19 protein-coding genes and 2 pseudogenes are annotated in these 17,905 nt (G+C 53.4%); 13 read left to right on the top strand and 8 right to left on the bottom strand.

What is annotated here, in order from left to right:
• Positions 1-8: 8 nt before the first annotated feature.
• Positions 9-479: pseudogene (locus tag FX984_RS33085) on the top strand (response regulator transcription factor); the annotation flags it as partial.
• Positions 480-1,343 carry a sensor histidine kinase gene (locus FX984_RS33080; RefSeq protein ID WP_430713931.1) on the top strand — a complete coding sequence of 288 codons (864 nt, stop codon included), beginning with the start codon at positions 480-482 and terminating at the stop codon, positions 1,341-1,343.
• Positions 1,344-1,462: 119 nt separating this feature from the next.
• Here FX984_RS33080 and FX984_RS02840 read toward each other — a convergent pair whose 3' ends face one another.
• A complete protein-coding gene (locus FX984_RS02840; RefSeq protein WP_098479440.1) occupies positions 1,463-2,296 on the bottom strand; it encodes a glycosyltransferase family 2 protein in 834 nt (277 codons plus the stop codon).
• Positions 2,297-3,061: 765 nt separating this feature from the next.
• Entirely contained in the window at positions 3,062-3,610 is a 549-nt protein-coding gene (locus tag FX984_RS02835; protein ID WP_146476306.1) for a thioesterase family protein, read from the bottom strand.
• Positions 3,611-4,566: 956 nt separating this feature from the next.
• Between FX984_RS02835 and FX984_RS02830 the strand changes: the two genes are divergently transcribed.
• Positions 4,567-5,313 (top strand): sulfite exporter TauE/SafE family protein, encoded by a 747-nt coding sequence (locus tag FX984_RS02830; protein WP_027606638.1) that lies wholly within the window; start codon positions 4,567-4,569, stop codon positions 5,311-5,313.
• A 530-nt stretch (positions 5,314-5,843) separates the two neighbouring features.
• Here the strand turns inward: FX984_RS02830 and FX984_RS02825 are convergent.
• On the bottom strand, positions 5,844-6,062 hold the full coding sequence (locus tag FX984_RS02825; RefSeq protein ID WP_027606637.1) for an IS1096 element passenger TnpR family protein: 219 nt from the start codon (positions 6,060-6,062) through the stop codon (positions 5,844-5,846).
• Between the two features lie 553 nt (positions 6,063-6,615).
• On the opposite strand from FX984_RS02825, the gene FX984_RS02820 reads away from it, so the two are divergent.
• Positions 6,616-7,170, top strand: a complete 555-nt coding sequence (locus FX984_RS02820; protein WP_027606636.1) for a DcrB/PsbP domain-containing protein — start codon at positions 6,616-6,618, stop codon at positions 7,168-7,170.
• A gap of 321 nt (positions 7,171-7,491) precedes the next feature.
• Here FX984_RS02820 and FX984_RS32920 read toward each other — a convergent pair whose 3' ends face one another.
• Positions 7,492-7,614 carry a hypothetical protein gene (locus FX984_RS32920; RefSeq protein ID WP_283810731.1) on the bottom strand — a complete coding sequence of 41 codons (123 nt, stop codon included), beginning with the start codon at positions 7,612-7,614 and terminating at the stop codon, positions 7,492-7,494.
• Here FX984_RS32920 and FX984_RS32645 point away from each other — a divergent pair.
• Positions 7,598-7,828: a hypothetical protein gene (locus FX984_RS32645; RefSeq protein WP_027606635.1), complete on the top strand. Its 231-nt coding sequence runs from the start codon at positions 7,598-7,600 to the stop codon at positions 7,826-7,828. The two genes, FX984_RS32920 and FX984_RS32645, sit on opposite strands and share 17 nt — an antisense overlap.
• Positions 7,829-7,830: 2 nt before the next feature.
• Here the strand turns inward: FX984_RS32645 and FX984_RS33075 are convergent.
• The 3 genes and pseudogenes from FX984_RS33075 to FX984_RS02805 form a co-directional block, all read right to left on the bottom strand.
• Positions 7,831-7,905, bottom strand: a pseudogene (locus FX984_RS33075) (hypothetical protein); the annotation flags it as partial.
• An 11-nt stretch (positions 7,906-7,916) separates the two neighbouring features.
• Complete coding sequence (locus tag FX984_RS02810) at positions 7,917-8,342, bottom strand: Arm DNA-binding domain-containing protein (RefSeq protein ID WP_092357196.1); 426 nt, start codon at positions 8,340-8,342, stop codon at positions 7,917-7,919.
• Between the two features lie 199 nt (positions 8,343-8,541).
• Entirely contained in the window at positions 8,542-9,144 is a 603-nt protein-coding gene (locus FX984_RS02805) for a helix-turn-helix domain-containing protein (RefSeq protein WP_027606634.1), read from the bottom strand.
• 160 nt (positions 9,145-9,304) lie between these two features.
• Between FX984_RS02805 and FX984_RS02800 the strand changes: the two genes are divergently transcribed.
• Positions 9,305-10,000: a B3/B4 domain-containing protein gene (locus tag FX984_RS02800; RefSeq protein WP_146476307.1), complete on the top strand. Its 696-nt coding sequence runs from the start codon at positions 9,305-9,307 to the stop codon at positions 9,998-10,000.
• 29 nt (positions 10,001-10,029) lie between these two features.
• Positions 10,030-10,923, top strand: a complete 894-nt coding sequence (locus FX984_RS02795) for a dihydrodipicolinate synthase family protein (RefSeq protein WP_146476308.1) — start codon at positions 10,030-10,032, stop codon at positions 10,921-10,923.
• A 55-nt stretch (positions 10,924-10,978) separates the two neighbouring features.
• On the opposite strand, the gene FX984_RS02790 is transcribed toward FX984_RS02795, so the two are convergent.
• On the bottom strand, positions 10,979-11,461 hold the full coding sequence (locus FX984_RS02790) for a DinB family protein (protein ID WP_027606631.1): 483 nt from the start codon (positions 11,459-11,461) through the stop codon (positions 10,979-10,981).
• Positions 11,462-11,700: 239 nt separating this feature from the next.
• Here FX984_RS02790 and thrC point away from each other — a divergent pair, with 239 nt between their 5' ends.
• From thrC to FX984_RS02760, 6 genes are all read left to right on the top strand, one after another.
• On the top strand, positions 11,701-13,104 hold the full coding sequence (thrC, locus tag FX984_RS02785; RefSeq protein WP_146476309.1) for a threonine synthase: 1,404 nt from the start codon (positions 11,701-11,703) through the stop codon (positions 13,102-13,104).
• 14 nt (positions 13,105-13,118) lie between these two features.
• Positions 13,119-13,556 carry an Lrp/AsnC family transcriptional regulator gene (locus FX984_RS02780; RefSeq protein WP_027606629.1) on the top strand — a complete coding sequence of 146 codons (438 nt, stop codon included), beginning with the start codon at positions 13,119-13,121 and terminating at the stop codon, positions 13,554-13,556.
• Between the two features lie 117 nt (positions 13,557-13,673).
• On the top strand, positions 13,674-14,723 hold the full coding sequence (locus FX984_RS02775; RefSeq protein ID WP_092357208.1) for a homoserine dehydrogenase: 1,050 nt from the start codon (positions 13,674-13,676) through the stop codon (positions 14,721-14,723).
• A gap of 2 nt (positions 14,724-14,725) precedes the next feature.
• Complete coding sequence (locus tag FX984_RS02770) at positions 14,726-16,144, top strand: aldehyde dehydrogenase family protein (RefSeq protein ID WP_146476310.1); 1,419 nt, start codon at positions 14,726-14,728, stop codon at positions 16,142-16,144.
• A gap of 51 nt (positions 16,145-16,195) precedes the next feature.
• Complete coding sequence (locus tag FX984_RS02765) at positions 16,196-17,398, top strand: trans-sulfuration enzyme family protein (protein WP_146476311.1); 1,203 nt, start codon at positions 16,196-16,198, stop codon at positions 17,396-17,398.
• A gap of 142 nt (positions 17,399-17,540) precedes the next feature.
• Complete coding sequence (locus FX984_RS02760) at positions 17,541-17,858, top strand: DMT family transporter (RefSeq protein ID WP_027606625.1); 318 nt, start codon at positions 17,541-17,543, stop codon at positions 17,856-17,858.
• Positions 17,859-17,905 lie beyond the last annotated feature (47 nt).

Below are 17,905 nucleotides of genomic sequence, written 5' to 3'. Positions count from 1 at the left end.
CCACCGCAATGATCACAACCGAGCAGCGCCACTTGCTGTTCGACGACGGCCGCCGTGGCAGTAGCAACGACCAGGCGTCCATGGCCGATGCAGACAACGAACGGCACCCGGAACGCACCTCGCAGTCCAGGGTCCTGGTGGTCGATGACAGCCCGGAAATGCTTGGCTACCTCAGCGAGCTTTTGCGCGACGACTACAGCGTCGTCACCGCCGCTGATGGAGAACAGGCCTGGGCCATGCTGCAGCGTCAACCGATCAATGTCGTTCTCTCGGATGTGATGATGCCGGAGCTTGACGGCTTTGGCCTGACCGCCAGAATCAAGGCGAGCGCCGGTTTTGCCCATCTGCCCGTCATCCTGTTGACCGCCCGCGGCGGCAGCGAAGCTTGCATCTCCGGGCTGGAGAGTGGCGCCGATGACTATATCGCCAAACCTTTCTCGCCATTGGAGCTCAAGGCTCGCGTACGCGCGGCGCTACGCATGAGCCAGGTGCAATCCGAGCTGAATGCGAAATCCCGTCAGGCGGGCATGGCCGAGATCGCCACGACGGTGCTGCACAATGTCGGCAACGTCCTCAACAGCGTGAACGTTTCGGCCGAGTTGGTCAGCAGCCAGATGCGCACCTCCAAGGCCCAGGGCCTGGGCAAGGTGGCGCAGATGATGAACGAACACATCCATGAGCTGAGCGATTTCTTCACCCAGGACCAGCGGGGAAAGATGCTGCCCGACTACCTGCTCAAGCTGGCGCAGGCGGTGGCGGCAGAACAGCAGGGCATCATCGAAGAGCTCGAGCAACTCACCAAAGGCATTGACCACATCAAGACCATTGTCGCTGCCCAGCAGTCCTATGCCGTTGCCGTCAGTGTCGTCGAGACAATACCGGTCTCGGAATTAATCGATGATGCCTGGCGCATGAGTGCCGGCTCACGGATGAATCAGGAGGTGACGGTGGTCAAGGACATTGCCGACTTGCCCCTGCTGTCGCTGGACCGGCACCGGGTGCTGCTGATTCTGGTAAACCTGATCAGAAACGCCAGGCAGGCGTTGGACGGCGTGGTCGATCGCAGCCCGTGCATCACGTTCAGCGCCTCCCTCATCGCTGACGGGGCAGTCTTGCGTATCACGGTGGCCGACAATGGCAACGGGATTACGCCAGAGCACCTGACGCGTATCTTTTCCCATGGCTTCACGACTCGCAAAGACGGTCACGGTTTCGGCCTGCACAGCTGCGCGCTCGCCGCGCAGGAAATGGGTGCCAGCTTGACCGTGCACAGCGACGGGGCAGGGCAGGGCGCAACCTTCATTCTCGAGACCCCTCTTGATGCGCCGCAGAGTAAGCGATGAGCATCGAACAAGCGCCCTATGGGCTGGGCCGTGGATAAAGTTCTATCAGGTTCGATTTTCAAGTCAGCTGTGCGCTCCCACTCAGTTCGAATCTCGCGGGCCGGTCTTATCAGCAACCATCATTTTTCCGTACTGGTCGTTTTCGCATCATTTGACGCCTCTTTTTGAAAGCGCAGCAGGGTATCGTGATACGTTTTTCTTCGACGATGGTCCGTGTCATAGCCGCCGTTAGCGGCGACAGTGCCGGCTTGAATATGGTCCAGGTAACTGAACAATCTTCGTGCTGACAGAAAGCTGATCGCATAACCCAGCTTGACCATCTTGTCTTGTAGCGCGTATCCCGGTACCCGGTTATCCATCATGAAGCGCAAGTTATGTTGTTTAATTACATCGCAGTTCCATAAGGTGCAAAAACTTTTCAAGTGGGTTTCTCTGAAAGGCTTGGGGTTTTTAGAGGGTAGCCCCACGTAACGCATGAGTGTTCGGTAGTGGTACTTCATCAGTCGAGTGCCGAACCGCCAGGCAGTTCTTAAAAAACCGCGATTGATCTGTTCTGTACAACCGACTGCCACTGTACGCGGCGTTGCAGTGCTTTGGCTCATCATCATACTGAACACATCGGTATCAAATACAAATGTGTCCGTATGAAGCAGGAATAAGTACGGAGTTTCAACATATCCCAAAATCAGATCAAGGGCTTTACCATGCGCGATATATCCGGCTTCTCGAGGGTGGGGGATCCTTTCTACCAAGTTGATCCAATCAAGTGTCCGCAAGTAGTGGATGCTTTCATCGGCGGAACCGTTATCCACTACCCAGACCGGAACTTGATGGTATATAGCGTAGTCGCGTAGCAATCCTAAGCAAAGGCGTGTCATGTGCAGCGTTTTATAATTAACCAGGGCAATACTGAACAAGGCATGTTTTGCCGAATGAGCGTTGTCGTCAGGCATTAGTGAAACACTCCAGAATGATATATCGGTCGTGCGCCGTTTGCGACCCGGCCGGCAGGCTCGATGGGTCGCCATCACCTCATGAGTTGTCGGGGCAGGAGAGGCGCATTAGCCAAGCTTAATAGGTTGTTCTGTTTGGTAGCGTTAATTTATGGTTAAGGTGGGTAAATAACAGAGTGGGAAGTAACTCGAAGCGCTCGTGGTATTTACCATAACCTTACCGACTTCTGACATTTTTCAGGCTGGGTACGTCGTAAGCTTGTTCGTGATAGTGCGCAGTAGTGCTGGCACTGCGTAACCGATAAAAGTGGAGGTGGTTATGTTGAGTAAGCAATTCGCCAATGGCCCATGTGTGTCTCGGCAGCTGGAAATATCTGGCTTGCACCAAGACAGTCTTCAGGATCAATTACGTAAGCTCCTCGGTCATGGTTTTAATTTGATGTTATTTTGCAGCGGCGGCCAATATGGTGGTCGATACTGCCATGTGCAAATACACCATGACAAAAGTGGGATTGAGCTTGAGTTGCATGGCGTATTCGACGAACGCTTCGTGCATGAGGCGTGCCTGGCCATAGAGGAAATAAAGAAGCAAGTGCGCTTGGCGATAGGACCACTTCGAGGTATACCAGCACCTGCTCGGAGAAAAGTACATACAGCCCATTATTGACGAATTACACGGGCTGGCGAAGTTACGCCGCACACGCCAACGGCGGAGCAATCAACGGTCCCAATAGCGCGCTGGTCATGGGCTGCCTGCACGTCAAGTCAATCATTGGTGCTTTCTTCATCCCTGAGTTGGCGGCTCATGGCATCGCAGCTCTGCGACCACGAGGCCAGCCATTCCGGCATCTCTGGCGACCGTTCGGGCAGTCCCAGTTCTCGAACAAACTCGCTTGGCGGAACAATACCTTTCGCTGAACGAAATAGACCTCGCATTACGATAACGCCGATCACTCTGCCTTTGCTCACAAATCGATGCTCCATGAAGCTCCACTTGTCGTCCCAGCCAAGCATCCTTGTGTGGATTTCAAACGCTTCAAACAGTCTAAGCTCACGACGAAATTTACCCCAAGTGTCTCCGACGATGGGCAGCGCCTTTGCTCTAATAGCTACTCGATAGGCGCCACTGCGCAAAACGAAATCCATGCGTCCGACATCGGCCAGGTTGAAATATCGGCCGTTGGTGACATGTCGATTGAAGTCGAGGTCCAGTGGCCAGACGCGCATTCGGATGACGGTTGATTCCAGCGCTTTTGCCGGTCTGCGCCAAGGTCGACGAAGCAGCATGAGGAGAAGTCGAAACCAGAGATTCATAAAGACGCCGATAGTTGAATGATTGGCGTACTTTAAAGTGCTGAGGGGTGAGCCAGGTAGGTCCCTAAATGACTTAATTCTGCGCAAAAGTACATTCCGATCACTCATTCTATGGTTTAAGTTTTTCTAGCGGGTTTCGCAGGCGTCTATCGCGCTATCTGCGGCCTGTGGGTTTCGCGACCTTTGTCCGCCCGTTCTCGGCGATTGCCCAAGGTGCACGGCGAGTCGCTGGGGGGCGTCCTCCCTCGACCCCCTCCAGCAAGCAAGCACCCGAAAAGCTGCAACTGGACGGCTTTTAATCAGTGCCATCTATCTCAGGTCCTCTGTTAGATTAAATATATATAGCTTGCCGAGTGCAAAGCTGTTGGAAGTCATAAGAGGGTTAAAAGGTCAGGCACTAAGCTGCCTTGTGCGAAAAAGTGTCATAAATAAAATTTCTTTTGATTCAATGGGTGAGAACAGGCAGTCAGTAACTTTAAGAAAGTCAATATGCGAAACCATGAAGTTTTATTCATGTTGGTGGCTGAGGAGCCCTGATTTGCGATGCTTGATATTGCTGCAACCCTTCAAGTACATTTCATTTAACTTCCAGTATCAACGCTCACCAACAGGAAGTTACCTTCTTCCCGCGCGCATCAAGATGGTATTGATGCGGTTACGGCGATAGGAGCAAACTGGGTAGGCATATTTTCTGGTATCAATGAAACGTCACATAAATATCGAATTAGAAAATCAAAAGCACAGATACAAGATCTCATTAACCGAGGTGTACTGTATGCAAAATCACTGGGCCTGAAAGTTCGCTACGCCGCCCGATTATCGGCGAGTACAGCTTCGTACATACCGCAAAGCTTCATGTGACCGCCGGCTCCCGAAATAGAAACTGCTATCACTGGATAGACCCGGTTTACTTGAGCGAGTAAGCCGTGCCATGAATCTTATGCGAGCACCTCAACATGATGGGGCATGAGTGGTTGACAGGCGTCGGTCTGATTTTCCTTGGAATAATAACGGGATTCGTCGGGACCAACACCGGTGGCAGTGTGTTTTTGACCGTTCCGGTGATGATCTGGCTGGGGATTGCACCTCAGTCGTCGATCGCCACTGCGCGCCTGGCCTCGGTAGGCACCATCGTTGCCGGACTGCGGCACTTCCATAACCAGGGAAAGGTCGATTATGCGCTGGCCTTTCCAGCTGCGGTACTGGGGTTGGTTGGGGCTCTGGCAGGCGCGAGCCTGCTTCTTCAAATAGATCCCGCGCTGCTGCACAAGGTAATTGGCGGGCTGACATTGCTGCTCGTCGCACTGTCTCTTATAAAAAAACCTCGTAGCGGCGAAACACCTCCCTCAGCGATCAGACGTCTGTTTGGCTATATCCTCTTTATCCCCGTGGGAATGATCGGCGGGCTATTTGGTGGGCAAGCCAAACTCTCGACGTATTTATTCATTATCTTTTTCAGAAAAACCATCAGCGAATCGGTGGGGACCCGCAAAGTCGGTGGGCTGGTTCTCTCCGTGGGTTCATTACTGATTTTCGGCGTCAGCCGCCTCATTGACTGGCAGTACGGATGTTGCCTGATTATTGGCACGCTATTGGGTGCAAATGCCGGCGCGAAGTTTGCCTTAAAGAAGGGCGACCAGTGGATGGAAGCAGTTTTCAATCTAGTCGTGGTCGCGTTGGCATTGAGGATGCTGTTCTGGTGACCAGATCGGATGGGGACTCGCAAATACGTAAATGGCCTCACCTGTTTGCCAAGCCTTCATCCACAAATGGTCATGTCCTGTCTTTCATGTATTCGATCTCACAGGCTGTAGGCGTAAGCTTTGGGTTTTGCTTGCCTGGCGGCGGTATCAGGGAGTGCCAACTAGTACATCACCCAAAATCGAACTCAGGATGTACTAGAAAAATGTTGGGGTGAAGTGAGTGTGGGGGACAAATGTTGGCAACAAAAAACCTGCACAAGGCAGGTTCTATGTGGGTTTCAGCGACTTCTTGGGAGGTCGTGGAACGTAATGATGGTGCCCGAACCCGGAATCATAAAAAAAATAAGCTTTTGATATGTATAGAGTATTTGCGTTTTGTGTGCTGCTTCTATCCCTAAAAATATCCTAATTTTCCAGGTCTGCTGCGTGTTCGGATCCTGGTCATTTTGTGAAGTGATTTTAGTGAGTTTTTTATTGGAAAGTCCGAAAAAAGTTTGGCTGTAAGCGTCCGCCCGACACCCTCTTGCTGATCAGACCTTTGCCTGCTTCAACCTCTGATTGATCCACTCGCAGTCAAACGCCGTCGGATCGAACCCATCATCCCCATACCACTCCGACATTGCCTCATGCTCAGGGTGATTCGGATCCGCCAACGCTGCCAGAAAATCGTCATGCCCAGGTGCACCACCAATGTCTTCCAGCGGGCGGCACGCGAACGCAAAAACACCGTTGTCATCGCTGAAAGCCATTTCGTTTCCTGCTCACTGTTTAGTGCCCGATCGTGGCACGTAAGGCCGTATGACGTAGCAGAGTGATGCCAGTTGCGATTAGGGTATTCTTCATAAGTGAGAGTCCTGCCTCAGATTCAATCTATGCGCTTAACGATACCGAACCGGCCGTTTTTAAAGTCGCTGGCACGGAGGACATCCGGGGCAGCTTGGTCGCAGCTGTAGGTCGAGTAGCTCACAGGGGGGATTACCAAATCGATCTGAGCTACGATTCGCGCAGCCTGAAGATGAGGCAACGATGTGTAGCGGCTTGGTTATCGCTTCATTTGAGACTTGGAGCCCCATGGAGAATCTGATATTCGCCTTGTGAGCAAAGTCATTCGCTTCGTCGTGGTAATTACCAGGAACGTCGCATAGCTGCTCCAGCTGACAAATCAATCCCCATGCTGACCGCAAATATAAGCGACACGCTGCGGCTGTGAACAACATATGGGCAAGTGAGCAGGCAAGTAAGCTAGGCTGTTCGCACGACAGTCCGTCGATATTCGATGGCCTGAAAATAAAGGCGCTATGAATGTCAAAGCATTTGCTGTTGGGCTGGACCCGTTCCTTGTGCGTGCTTGCTGCCTTGAGCGGCGCGGCCACCATGGCAGTTGCTGCCCCGCCTGAAAAAACCGCTACGGCGCCATCGGACATGCAATCGGTGTCCCTGGCAGGCGGCAAGCTGAAGTTCGTGCTGGAAGGCGTCGAGGCCCGTGCCTTGAACAGCGAGAACGGCGGCACGATGTACTTCGATCCGAAAAGCGAGCGGGCCATCATCGTTACCGAAGGTCCGGCGCCGACTGCGGGCACCACCCCGGACGCTGCGTTTCGCCTTGCCGTGGATACCTTGAAGGAAAAGCAGCAGGCCGCTTCACCCAACTTTCGCATGACCAGCGAGAAGACCATTCAGGTGAACGACTTGAAGATGTACCGCCTGGACGGCACCGACGATTTCAACGGCCTGAAACTACTGATGGCCTCGTTGATGGCGATGAACGATCAGACGATCACCATCATCGAAGTGATGTCCAGCGTAAACGACCCGGCCGGCCATACCGCTGCGTTGAAGAACATTCTGGGCAAGTAAACCGCAGGTTTCCGGATAGTAGGCTGTTGGCTTGCTACGGTCTGTCCATCACAAGGAACCCGTATGAGCTCGTGCGCAAAGCTTGCCCAACTCGGTCGTTCCATAGCTTTAGCGCAATATAAAACTCAATAAATAGCTTTGCCTGCACGCGCTGATCGGATTTCTGGTTCTAAAGGGAAACGCCACGATTTGGCTGCAGCACACTTGCGCTATAGCTTCGATACGAAGCTGCCTTCTAAACTGCGGACAGACTCCTGATACTTCTTGTTGGGTTGCCGCAGTGTGTGATGAATAGAGTGCTTATCCAAGGTTTCAAGGGCACTACATCAGATGTTCGGTCTTGCCGACCACGTAACGCCAATCGGCGCCGCCCAGATCGACGTCTTCCCACCGCATCTGCACTAATTCGCCAGGGCGGACCGGCAACATGACCAGCAGGCGCAACGCTGCCGTCGTTGCAGTCATCCAGACGCAGCGGAAACCTGCCCAGGTCGACTGGCCTTTCGATTGCCGGATTGCTGGTGACGATATGGCGGATCTTCAGCTCCTCGATGTTGCTGAGCGCCACGTTGCGCTCCACCCAGCCGCGGCCCTCGGCAACCCCAGGATGGCGCGGATGATGGTGCGCACGCGCCGGGCCATGGCCAGGGTGCGTTGACGACGCAACTCGGTGATGATCGTAGTGATGTGCTCCAGCTTGATCTCGCTGACCGGTTTTTTGCCAATGGCGGGCAAGATGTGGTTGTTCAGCGCTCCGGTCGACCCGAGATGGATTTGGTCACCAGTTCGGCAGGCTTGAATGCCAACCCTTGCTTGGCCACGTACGCGAAGGTGCGCTCTTCATTGAGCAACTTCGCCTCGATCTTGGCGGTCTTGGCCTTGAGCGGGACGATGTGATTAGCCACATCGCGGCGTGCGCCGCGGGCAATGTCGCGCGCCTCCTTGAGACCAATGTCGGGGTAAGCGCCGATGGAGAAGCGGTTTTCCTTGCCATGCAGGCGATACTTCAATCGCCCAACCTTGGAAGGAGATTTGTCGACCTTGCTTGACGCCCTTACCTCCAAGTAGAGCCCAGGGACTTCGCCATCGGCGTGTTTACCCGGTTCGGCCAGCGAGCGGATCAAGGCATCGCTGAGTTTTCGTTTGAAAACAACCGCAATATCTGGGGGCATCGGTGGGGGCATCCTTTTTAAGGAACCGAAATTTGCCCCCCATTGTGCCCCCAGTCACATGCGCTGCTCGAGCAATTGTGAATTCGCGCCCTAGCGGTGATCCACCGCAGTATTTGATCGGGCTCAGTGGTACAACCCCTTTGAAATTGGCAGGTTCGTCCACTTTGCAGATGCTTACTGACGGCCAGCCTGCTGCTATCTACTGATGCATCTCGGTCACGGACATAGTGAATACCAACTTGGATCTGCCAGCGTTGGAATAGGAATGGGGAACATCGGTTCTGGCCACTGCCGAACTCCCCGCAGGGATGACCAGCTCTGTTTCCCCTACCACGCATTTCAGCGTGCCTTTCTCCACATGAAACAGCTCAAGCGTGCCCTGAGGATGTCCCTGTGAAGCGAAAAATTCGCCTGGGTGCATTTCCCAACGCCACAGCTCGATCATATTAGGACCGGACGTTCCTGCCAGAAGCCGCGCCGTTCCTCCCAGGTCCCCGGTCCAGAGCGTGGGGATGTCTTGGCTGTCGATGATATGGGCGGATGGGGCTTCGGTCACGTTGACGATGTCTGCAACGGACAGGCCCAGCGCGGCGGCGATTTTGCAAAGGATGCCGATACTGGGGTTCGCCGTACATTTCTCTATTTCGACAACCATTCCTTTGCTCACCCCTGAGCGGCGAGAAAGCTCATCCAGCGTGATCTTCTGTGCTTTGCGCGCCTGTTTGAGCGTGCGCGCAACGGCCAGGCTGACGGCTTGAGCATCAGCGCCAGGGGTAATCGACAGGCTGGTATTCGTGGTCATTGATGAATGTCATGAAAAAAATGTAGTGGGATTCTCGGCCTTTACCAATTGCCCCGTCAATCTGCGCACGCGTTATAGTAGATGATATTGGTCATTATATTGACTTTATTGGTCGTCACTGACTAGCATGAAATGACATTTGGATTTCTGGAGGTTTTTGATGCTGTCCCTACTGCCGTTGATCGATCAAGCCGTTGCAGAATTGGCTCCGGAGTTCAGGGCCCTGAGCATTGTGGTGGACGCTGCGTCACTGACCCATCCTGAGGTTGCTCAGGCAGCCCTGGACCGTGCTTGCAAGGCTGTACAGGAAGGTGGGCCAAGCTGGGGAGAAGCTCACCTGGCCGCATGGGCGGAGACATTCCGAAAGTTCGGCGCCAAGCCGCAGCGTACGCCCTGTTCAGCTGAGGCGCTGCGTAAACGGGTTTTACGTGACGGAAGCTTGCCTAGCCTGGATCCCATCGTCGATCTCTACAACGCAATCAGTATTGAGTACGCCATCCCTGTTGGCGGGGAAAACATTGAAGCCTATGTGGGCTCCCCTCGGCTCGTAGTCGCTGATGGCACTGAGCCTTTTGACACGATGAAAGAAGGTGCTCCTGCTTTCGAATATCCAGACCCCGGCGAGGTTGTCTGGCGCGATGACAAAGGCGTGACCTGCCGTCGCTGGAATTGGCGGCAAGGTGTCAGGACCCGTCTCGGTGCTGACGCGAAGAGCATGTGGTTCATTCTGGAGAGTCTGCCGGCGATGCCGCTTGAAGCCTTGACGGAAGCGGGGGACAAACTCATCGAAGGGTTGCAGCAAATGATGCCAGGCGTCCAGATCGAAAGCTCACTGATTGGTCCTGGGGCCAAATAGTCCATAGACCACTGCAAGGAGTGATGACGATGTTTACCGGCCTTAGTGTATTTCCTCTGACGCCTATGGATGAGCAGGGTGTGGACGAAAATGCTTTTACTCGTCTTGTGCAGCAATTGGTGGCAGCCAAAGTAGATTCCATCGGGGCTCTAGGATCCACTGGGGGCTATGCGTATCTTTCTCGAGCCGAACGTTCTCGAGTTGCTCAGTTGGCAGTAGAGGCCGCGGAGGGCGTGCCAGTGATGGTGAGCATCGGTGCGCTGCGTACACGCGACGTTTTGCTGCTGGCCGAGGATGCGCAAGCCGTGGGAGTCAAAGCCTTGCTGCTGCCACCCGTGTCGTATCAAAAACTGACTCAGGACGATGTGTTTTCGATGTACGAAATGGTTTCGGCCAACGTCTCAATCCCGCTATGTGTCTATGACAATCCTGGTACCACCCATTTCGAATTTACCGATGAGTTACACGGGCGTATTGCAGAGCTACCCAATATCAGCTCAATCAAAATCCCTGGCGTCCCCGAGGCGCCGCATCTGGCCAGGGAGCGCGTGGAGCGCCTGCGAAAATTGATTCCGAGTCACGTAACTATTGGAATAAGCGGCGATGCGTTTGCCGCTGTTGGAATGAACGCCGGCTGCGATGCCTGGTATTCGGTCATGGGCGGTTTGTTCCCCAATACGGCGCTCGCCATCACACGAGCAGCATTGTCAGGTGACGCCTTTGAGGCTACGCGCCTCTCCGAATCCTTGAAGCCGCTTTGGGCATTGTTCAGCCAATTTGGAGGTAGCTTTCGCGTGATAGCCACTGCAGCAGAGCTACGCGGCATGACTCACTCTCCGAGCCTGCCTTTGCCGCTTAGACCCATCGAAGGGGAAGGACGCAAGCAAATTGCAGCGGTGATAGACGCGCTTGAATTGAGCTGAGCACTGCGGTGAATACTCTGCCTCCTCATGGTTGAGGAGGCAGACATCCAACTGCCTACAGTTTTAAAAACGTTGTGAAATGATCTTGGTATCCCTCCAGGATTTCCCTGGGTAGGATCGTGCTAACACTTCCTCGATGCTGGAGCCCATGAGAAAGCACATGAGCAAGGATTTGCTCCTTGGTCATATTGCCCGGTTTGCCATCCTTGAAGAAAAATTCCACCGGTTCACACAGCTCTTTTGCAGTGACTGATTTTGTGTAGTCAACAAACCATTGATTTGCCTTTGTGAATGCCTCTTCCAACTGACGAATGTCTTGCTGCTGCTCAGTGACGACGTCGTCAAACTTCTCCGGTTTTCCCTGCAGTCTGGCGATGAATAGCTGGTCCACAATATTGATGTGCCTGAGCCAATAACAGGCCTTCTCCATCTCCACAGGGAAGGACTGTGCAACGGGCGCTTTCAAGCACCTGAGTAACACATCCTCAGACCATGCCTTGTACTGATAAAGCGAGTGCAGCAGATTCTTGGCACACATAGTGTTCTCCCATTTTTCAAGCATTGTCGGCCGTGGCACATCCCATGAGCTGGTGCAAAAGGGGGGCTCGTGTATCAGGAACGGAATACCGTTGGTGAGATATTATAGTCGATATATTGACTTTTTTGGTCGTTGGCTTGAAGCTGGATCAAAGGCGATTAACGCTACCGCATTGAATTCCGGCGAAGACCCAGCTTGCAGGTGGCCCGCTCGGGAATAGCTTGAGGGTGTCTTGGATCATGAAATACGTCAGCACACGGACCCCTGGTAGAACGTACGAATTCAGCGAGGTGCTGATGGGGGCGTACGCGCCTGACGGGGGCTTGTACGTGCCGCACAAGGTTCCCCGCTTCAAAAAGGAGGAGCTCTCAAAGCTCGAATGGTTGCCCTTCCATGAATTGGCTCGCTACGTAATCGAGCCCTTTCTGGGAGGTTGGATCGAGCGGGATCAGTTGTCTCGTATCCTTGAGAAGACTTTTGATTGTTTTAAAAGTAACGCAGTGACACCGCTTTACCAGACCGCGAGTAACGAGTGGATACTCGAATTGTTTCATGGGCCGTCAGGCGTCTATCAAGACGTCGGCCTTCAATTGATGGCTCGCTTTATCGATCATAATTTGCTGAGGTCTGGGAAGAAGGCGCTGGTTATAGGTTGTACCGGTGGAGATACTGGCGCTGCAGCAATAAAAGCATTTTCGGGAATGAAGGGCGTTACGCTGTTGGTATTGCATCCTTCCACGGGGTTGACGGCGGAGGACCGCCGACGCTTACTGAGTACGCACGAAGATAATGTTGTGAATGTTGAGATTGACGGAGACTATTCTGATTGTCATCGTTTGTGTGAGCAGTTCCTGAAAAAAAATAATGATGCGCAGCAGCATCTCATTTCGTTCAACTCAGTGCATTGGGTTCGCGTGCTTGCGCACCTGTCGTTCTATTTCTATTCTGCTCTTCAACTCGGTGCGCCTAAAAGAGAGATTGCTTTCAGTGTCCCGACTGGAAATTTTGGCGCCCTGTATGCTGGTTATATTGCCAAGCAAATGGGGCTGCCCATTCGACAGCTTATCGTTGCCACGAATGCTAACGCCGGACTGCATAATTTTCTCCAATCAAATTTTTACAGGCGAAATGAGATTCGTGCTACCAAAATCCCCACTATGAATGTTTCATTGGCCTCTAATTTTGAGCGCATACAGTGGAGCATCTTAAATCGATGCGGAAAAAAAGTAGCTCGTAATATGCAGCTGCTAGAAGGCGAGGGCACTATTCAGTTAGCGCAGGATGAATGGTTGGAGGCACGCAAACTGTTTGACTCATTGGCTGTGGACGATGCAGACGCATTCAGTTGTATTCATGAGGTCTTTGCAGAGAGTGGATATCTGGTCAGTCCCAATACCGCTATCGGCTTGCGCGCTGCACGTATAAACAGACGCAGCTTGATGATCCCCATGATTTGCCTGGCAACCACACATCCGTCGAAAGTTGGCACTGCAACCCAAAAGTCAGAGGTTGTTGGCCACATAAATACTGTTGGTGCTCCTGCAGTAGCCGAACAAGACTGTACTTCAATTCCCAACGACGTCAGGTCGCTGATCTCACTGGTCAGGGCCTTATCAAAAGACACGGAGTCTCACTCGTTATAAGTCCGGAGCCAGAGATGAAACGTGTTTTAGATAAGGTTGATGAAAAGATTTTGGAGGAGCTAACTCGCAATGCACGGTTGGCCCACAACGATATTGCCCTAAAAGTCAATTTGTCCAGGAACGCAGTCAGGCTGCGGATTGAGCGATTGGAGCGCGATGGGTATGTCCGAGGCTACACAATTATTAAAGGTATGCCCTCAGCCGATGCAGGACCCATTAATGCATTAATCTTCGTTTACCGTAAGGATCGTATGCGAGATTCAGAAGTTGTTCGCTCCGTTGGTGCAATGCCTGAAGTTATTTCCTGCAATGTGATGAGTGGCGACCTCGATATTGTACTGACGGTTCAGGCGATGAATGCAGATCGTATCCACAGGGTATGGAGTGAGATCTCGACGCTGCCGGGAGTCCTGAATACCGTAACGTCTTTTGTTCTGTCGAGCACAAAATAGCAAGTTGCGCTGTTGCACGAGCATTTTGCTCGCAACAACGTTCTGTTTGCCATATTCGTAAAGTTAAGTTGGCGGCTTACTATCTCAGCACCACAACATAACAATGAGAACCCTGTCGTGACTGAATACAAAATTGCGTTGCTTGGATTTGGTGGCGTTAACCGCGCGCTGACCCAGCTTATTGCCGATAAGAATTCGCGTTGGGCCGATGAATTAGGTTTTACCTTGAAGATTGTCGGTGTCAGTGACCTTTACCTCGGTTCGATCATTAACAAAGACGGCCTGGACGCTCGTGAATTGGCAGCAGTGCCTGCTGCTAAAGGCAGTTTCAGGACCCTGGCCGGCGGGACTGCTGAGCCGGCAAACGAAACCGTTATCCGCTTCTCTGGCGCCGATATTGTCGCTGAGGCAACGTTCACCAATCCTGTGGATGGTGAACCGGCTACGACCTTCTGCCGCTGGGCTCTGGAAAAGGGCGTCAGTGTCGTGACCACCAACAAAGGGCCCGTGGCGCTGCATGCACAAAGCTTGAAGACGCTGGCCGATAGCACCGGCGCCCGCTTTGAATTTGAAGGTTCTGTCATGAGCGGGACCCCGGTTATCCGTTTGGCCAAGGAGTCACTGGCAGGCTCGGAAATCACCGGCTTCAAGGGGATCCTCAACGGCACGTCAAACTTTGTCCTCTCCAGCATGGAGACGGGGTTGGACTTCTCGAGTGCTGTCGCAAAAGCCCAGGAGTTGGGTTACGCCGAAGCCGATCCAACAGCGGATGTAGAAGGGCACGATGTGCGCTTGAAGGTCGTCATCCTCGCCAATGAACTACTGGGCGCAAAACTCAAACCAAGCGATGTCTTGTGCAAAGGGATCTCTGAAATCACGGCCAAGGATATTGCCGAGGCGACGAAAGCAAATGCCCGCTGGAAGCTGATTGGCAGCGCAGAGAAACGGAGCGATGGTTCGATTTCGGCATCGGTGAGTCCCCAGCTCTTACCGGCGAACGACGCGCTCTCAGCCGTGAGCGGAGCCACCAACGCAATTACCTTCAACACGGCCATTCTCGGTCCCGTCACTGTAGTGGGGGCGGGGGCAGGTCGTTTTGAAACCGCATTTGCCTTGCTCGCCGACATCGTAAGCATCCACAACCACAAAACCACGTCAGGTAAGTAATCATGAATAGCTTGAGTCTCTCGCTCGCTGCTGATTATAAGGCCATTACGGTGCTCAGCCCGTTTGACGGCAGCAAGGTGGGTGAAGTGGCAGACATACCCGCATCCTCCGCTACCACGATAGTTGACACCGCCATTTTAGGCGCCTTGATTGCCAAGGATCTGCCACGCCATGAGCGTGCGCGTATCTTGGAAAAGGCTGCAAGCTCAGTCGAGCGTGACAAAGACGCCTTTGCCAAACTGATCGTCGCGGAGTCGGGAAAAACGCTGAAGCAGGCGCGAAAGGAGGTGTTGCGCTGCGTCAACACCTTGAAGTTGTCTGCCGAAGAAGCCAAGCGCAACGCCGGTGAAGTCATTCCTTTTGACGCCTATGTCGGGTCTGAATCCCGTCAGGGCTGGTTCACCCGTGAACCGTTGGGCGTCATCGTCGCCATCACCCCTTACAACGACCCGCTTAATCTGGTCGCGCATAAATTAGGGCCTGCCATTGCAGGAGGAAATGCAGTTGTTCTCAAGCCGTCTGAGCTCACACCGCTATCAGCGATCAAGCTGGTGGAGTGCTTGGTCGACGCGGGTCTGCCTCCGGTTGTTGTCACCGTCGCGACAGGCGGCGGCGCCCTGGGCAAGGCTCTTGTGGCCCACCGTGCAGTGCGCATGGTGTCTTTCACCGGCGGCTTTGTCACGGGTGAGCAGATCGCTCGTACAGCTGGCCTCAAGAAGCTGGCGATGGACCTTGGCGGTAACGCGCCGGTCATCGTGATGGCTGATTGTGACTTGGATGAAACCGTTGATTCATGCGTGTCGGGGGCTTTCTGGGCGGCCGGACAAAACTGCATCGGTACCCAACGGATCCTCATCGAAGCTTCACTCTATGAAGCCTTCAAAACGCGCTTTGTTGAACAGACCTCTAAGTTGATCGTCGGCAACCCTGCAGATGAGCAGACGGACGTAGGGCCGATGATTACCGAGGCGTCAGCCAAGCGTACCGAGGAAGTGGTCAATGACGCCATTGCCAAAGGCGCCACGTTGTTGGTTGGCAACACACGTAACGGCTCGCTCTATTCACCTACCGTGCTGGAAGGCGTCGACCGCCATTGCAAGTTGTGGTGCGAAGAAGTGTTCAGCCCGGTAGTCATCCTCCAGCGCGTCGGCTCCCTGGATGAAGCATTGGCGCTGGCTAACGAACCAGAATACAGCCTGCATGCCGGGATCTTCACCAGCAATCTGAAGGTTGCATTGACCGCCGCTAAACGACTGGAGGCGGGCGGGGTGATGATCAACGACTCTTCCGACTACCGCTTTGATGCAATGCCTTTCGGCGGTTTCAAGTACGGGAGCATGGGCCGTGAGGGCGTACGTTTCGCTTACGAAGACATGACCCAACCCAAGGTCGTTTGCATTAACGGTGTGAGTGGAAGCTAAGCAACTCACTCAACTCAAGAATGAAACACACAACAATAAAGAGGAAACGACATGCGCCCCGACAAGCACAATCTTTCGACATTATCTGCAGCGACGCTGGCTGTTCATGGCGGCAATGTCGCGGATGTCACCAGTGGCGCCGTCCGTACACCATTGGTCATGGCAAACTCCTATCTCTTGCCGGAAGATCCGGCGACCATGGACTGGTCGAGCCCGGACGGGCTCGTGTACACACGCAATCAAGGCCACAACCAGGTTTGCCTTGAGAAGAAACTCGCAGCCCTTGAAGGGTGTGAAGACGCGGTGGTATTCGCGACCGGTGTTGCCGCCTTGCACTCGGTATTTTTTTCATTCTTGAAAAGTGGTGATCACGTCATCGTCAGTGACATCACCTACCAGGCAGTCTGGCGGCTTTTCGCCGAACTACTGCCTGAACGTTACGGCATTGAGGCAACCTTCGTAGACGTCGGTGACCTGGAATCGGTACGTAACGCCATTCGCCCCAATACCAAGCTGATCCACACTGAAACGATTGCCAACCCCACCACGAAAGTTGCGGACATTGCCGTATTGGCTGAGATTGCACACGCCCATGGCGCGCTGATCTCTGTGGATGCCACATTCACGCCGCCTCCATTTTTTCGTGCAAGTCAACATGGTGTCGACTTCGTCATCCACTCATTGACCAAGTACATCAATGGCCATGGTGATGCCATGGGCGGGGTGGTGATCGGCTCCGATCCGTTGATCAACAAGATCAAGAATGATGCATTGGTTGACCTCGGCGCGACCATTTCGCCGTTCAACGCGTGGATGATCATGCGCGGTTCGGTCACGTTGCCACTGCGCTTGAAGCAATTGCTGAACACGGCCGAAAAGTTGGCCCAGTTTCTGGATGGCGACGATCGGATTGCCTATGTCTACTACCCCGGTTTGCCTTCCCACCCGCAGCATGAGTTGGCGCGCCGGCAATTTGCGGGCAAAGGCTATGGTGCTGTGATGGCGTTTGCCGTAGAGGGCGATCCTGACACCCAGAATCGCTTTGTCTCGAACCTGCGCATCATCACGTCGGCCGTTTCATTAGGGCATGACGAATCACTGATCGTGCACGTAGGGGCAGAGGGTCGAGGTGGCTTTGACAAGTACCCTGAAGAGTTCCGCGAGTATGGTCATTTGCGCTTTTCTGTCGGATTGGAAGATCCAGATGACTTGATCAAGGATATTGCGTTCGCGCTGGACGCAACATTCAAGTGATTTAGTTGATAGCGTCACGGAACTAGGGTTTGGTCAACCCGTCTTTACCCCCGTCCTCGCGGGGGTCTTTTTAATAACGTTGACGTTTTAATTGCGCCTGGCGCGGACAGTCTTTGCGTTTTTTATTGTTTGGGAGTTGCTCATGGCTTGGGTGAGTTTGATCATTGCAGGACTATTTGAAGTCGTGTGGGCTTTTTCGATGAAACAATCTGAAGGATTTACGCGGTTAGTGCCCACAGTCATTACATTTGTCACTGTGATTGCCAGTTTCGCGCTTTTATCCTTCTCGATGAAGAGCTTGCCGCTGGGTACGGCGTACACCATCTGGACGGGGATCGGCGCTGTGGGCGCTTTTGCGGCGGGTATTTTCTTCATGGGTGAACCCGCCACGCTGTTGCGTATCGTGGCGGCCGTATTGATTGTCAGTGGGTTGTTAATGATGAAGCTGGTGTCTGCTTGAAAGGCGAGCATTTTGCTCGTGATAACGTTCAATTTGCCATATTCGTA

Origin of the sequence: Pseudomonas marginalis, assembly GCF_008692035.1 — a bacterium.
In the GTDB taxonomy this organism is placed as follows: domain Bacteria; phylum Pseudomonadota; class Gammaproteobacteria; order Pseudomonadales; family Pseudomonadaceae; genus Aquipseudomonas; species Aquipseudomonas marginalis.
The sequence above is the reverse complement of the archived record's forward strand: the minus strand, read 5'-3'. Positions and strand labels throughout refer to the sequence as shown.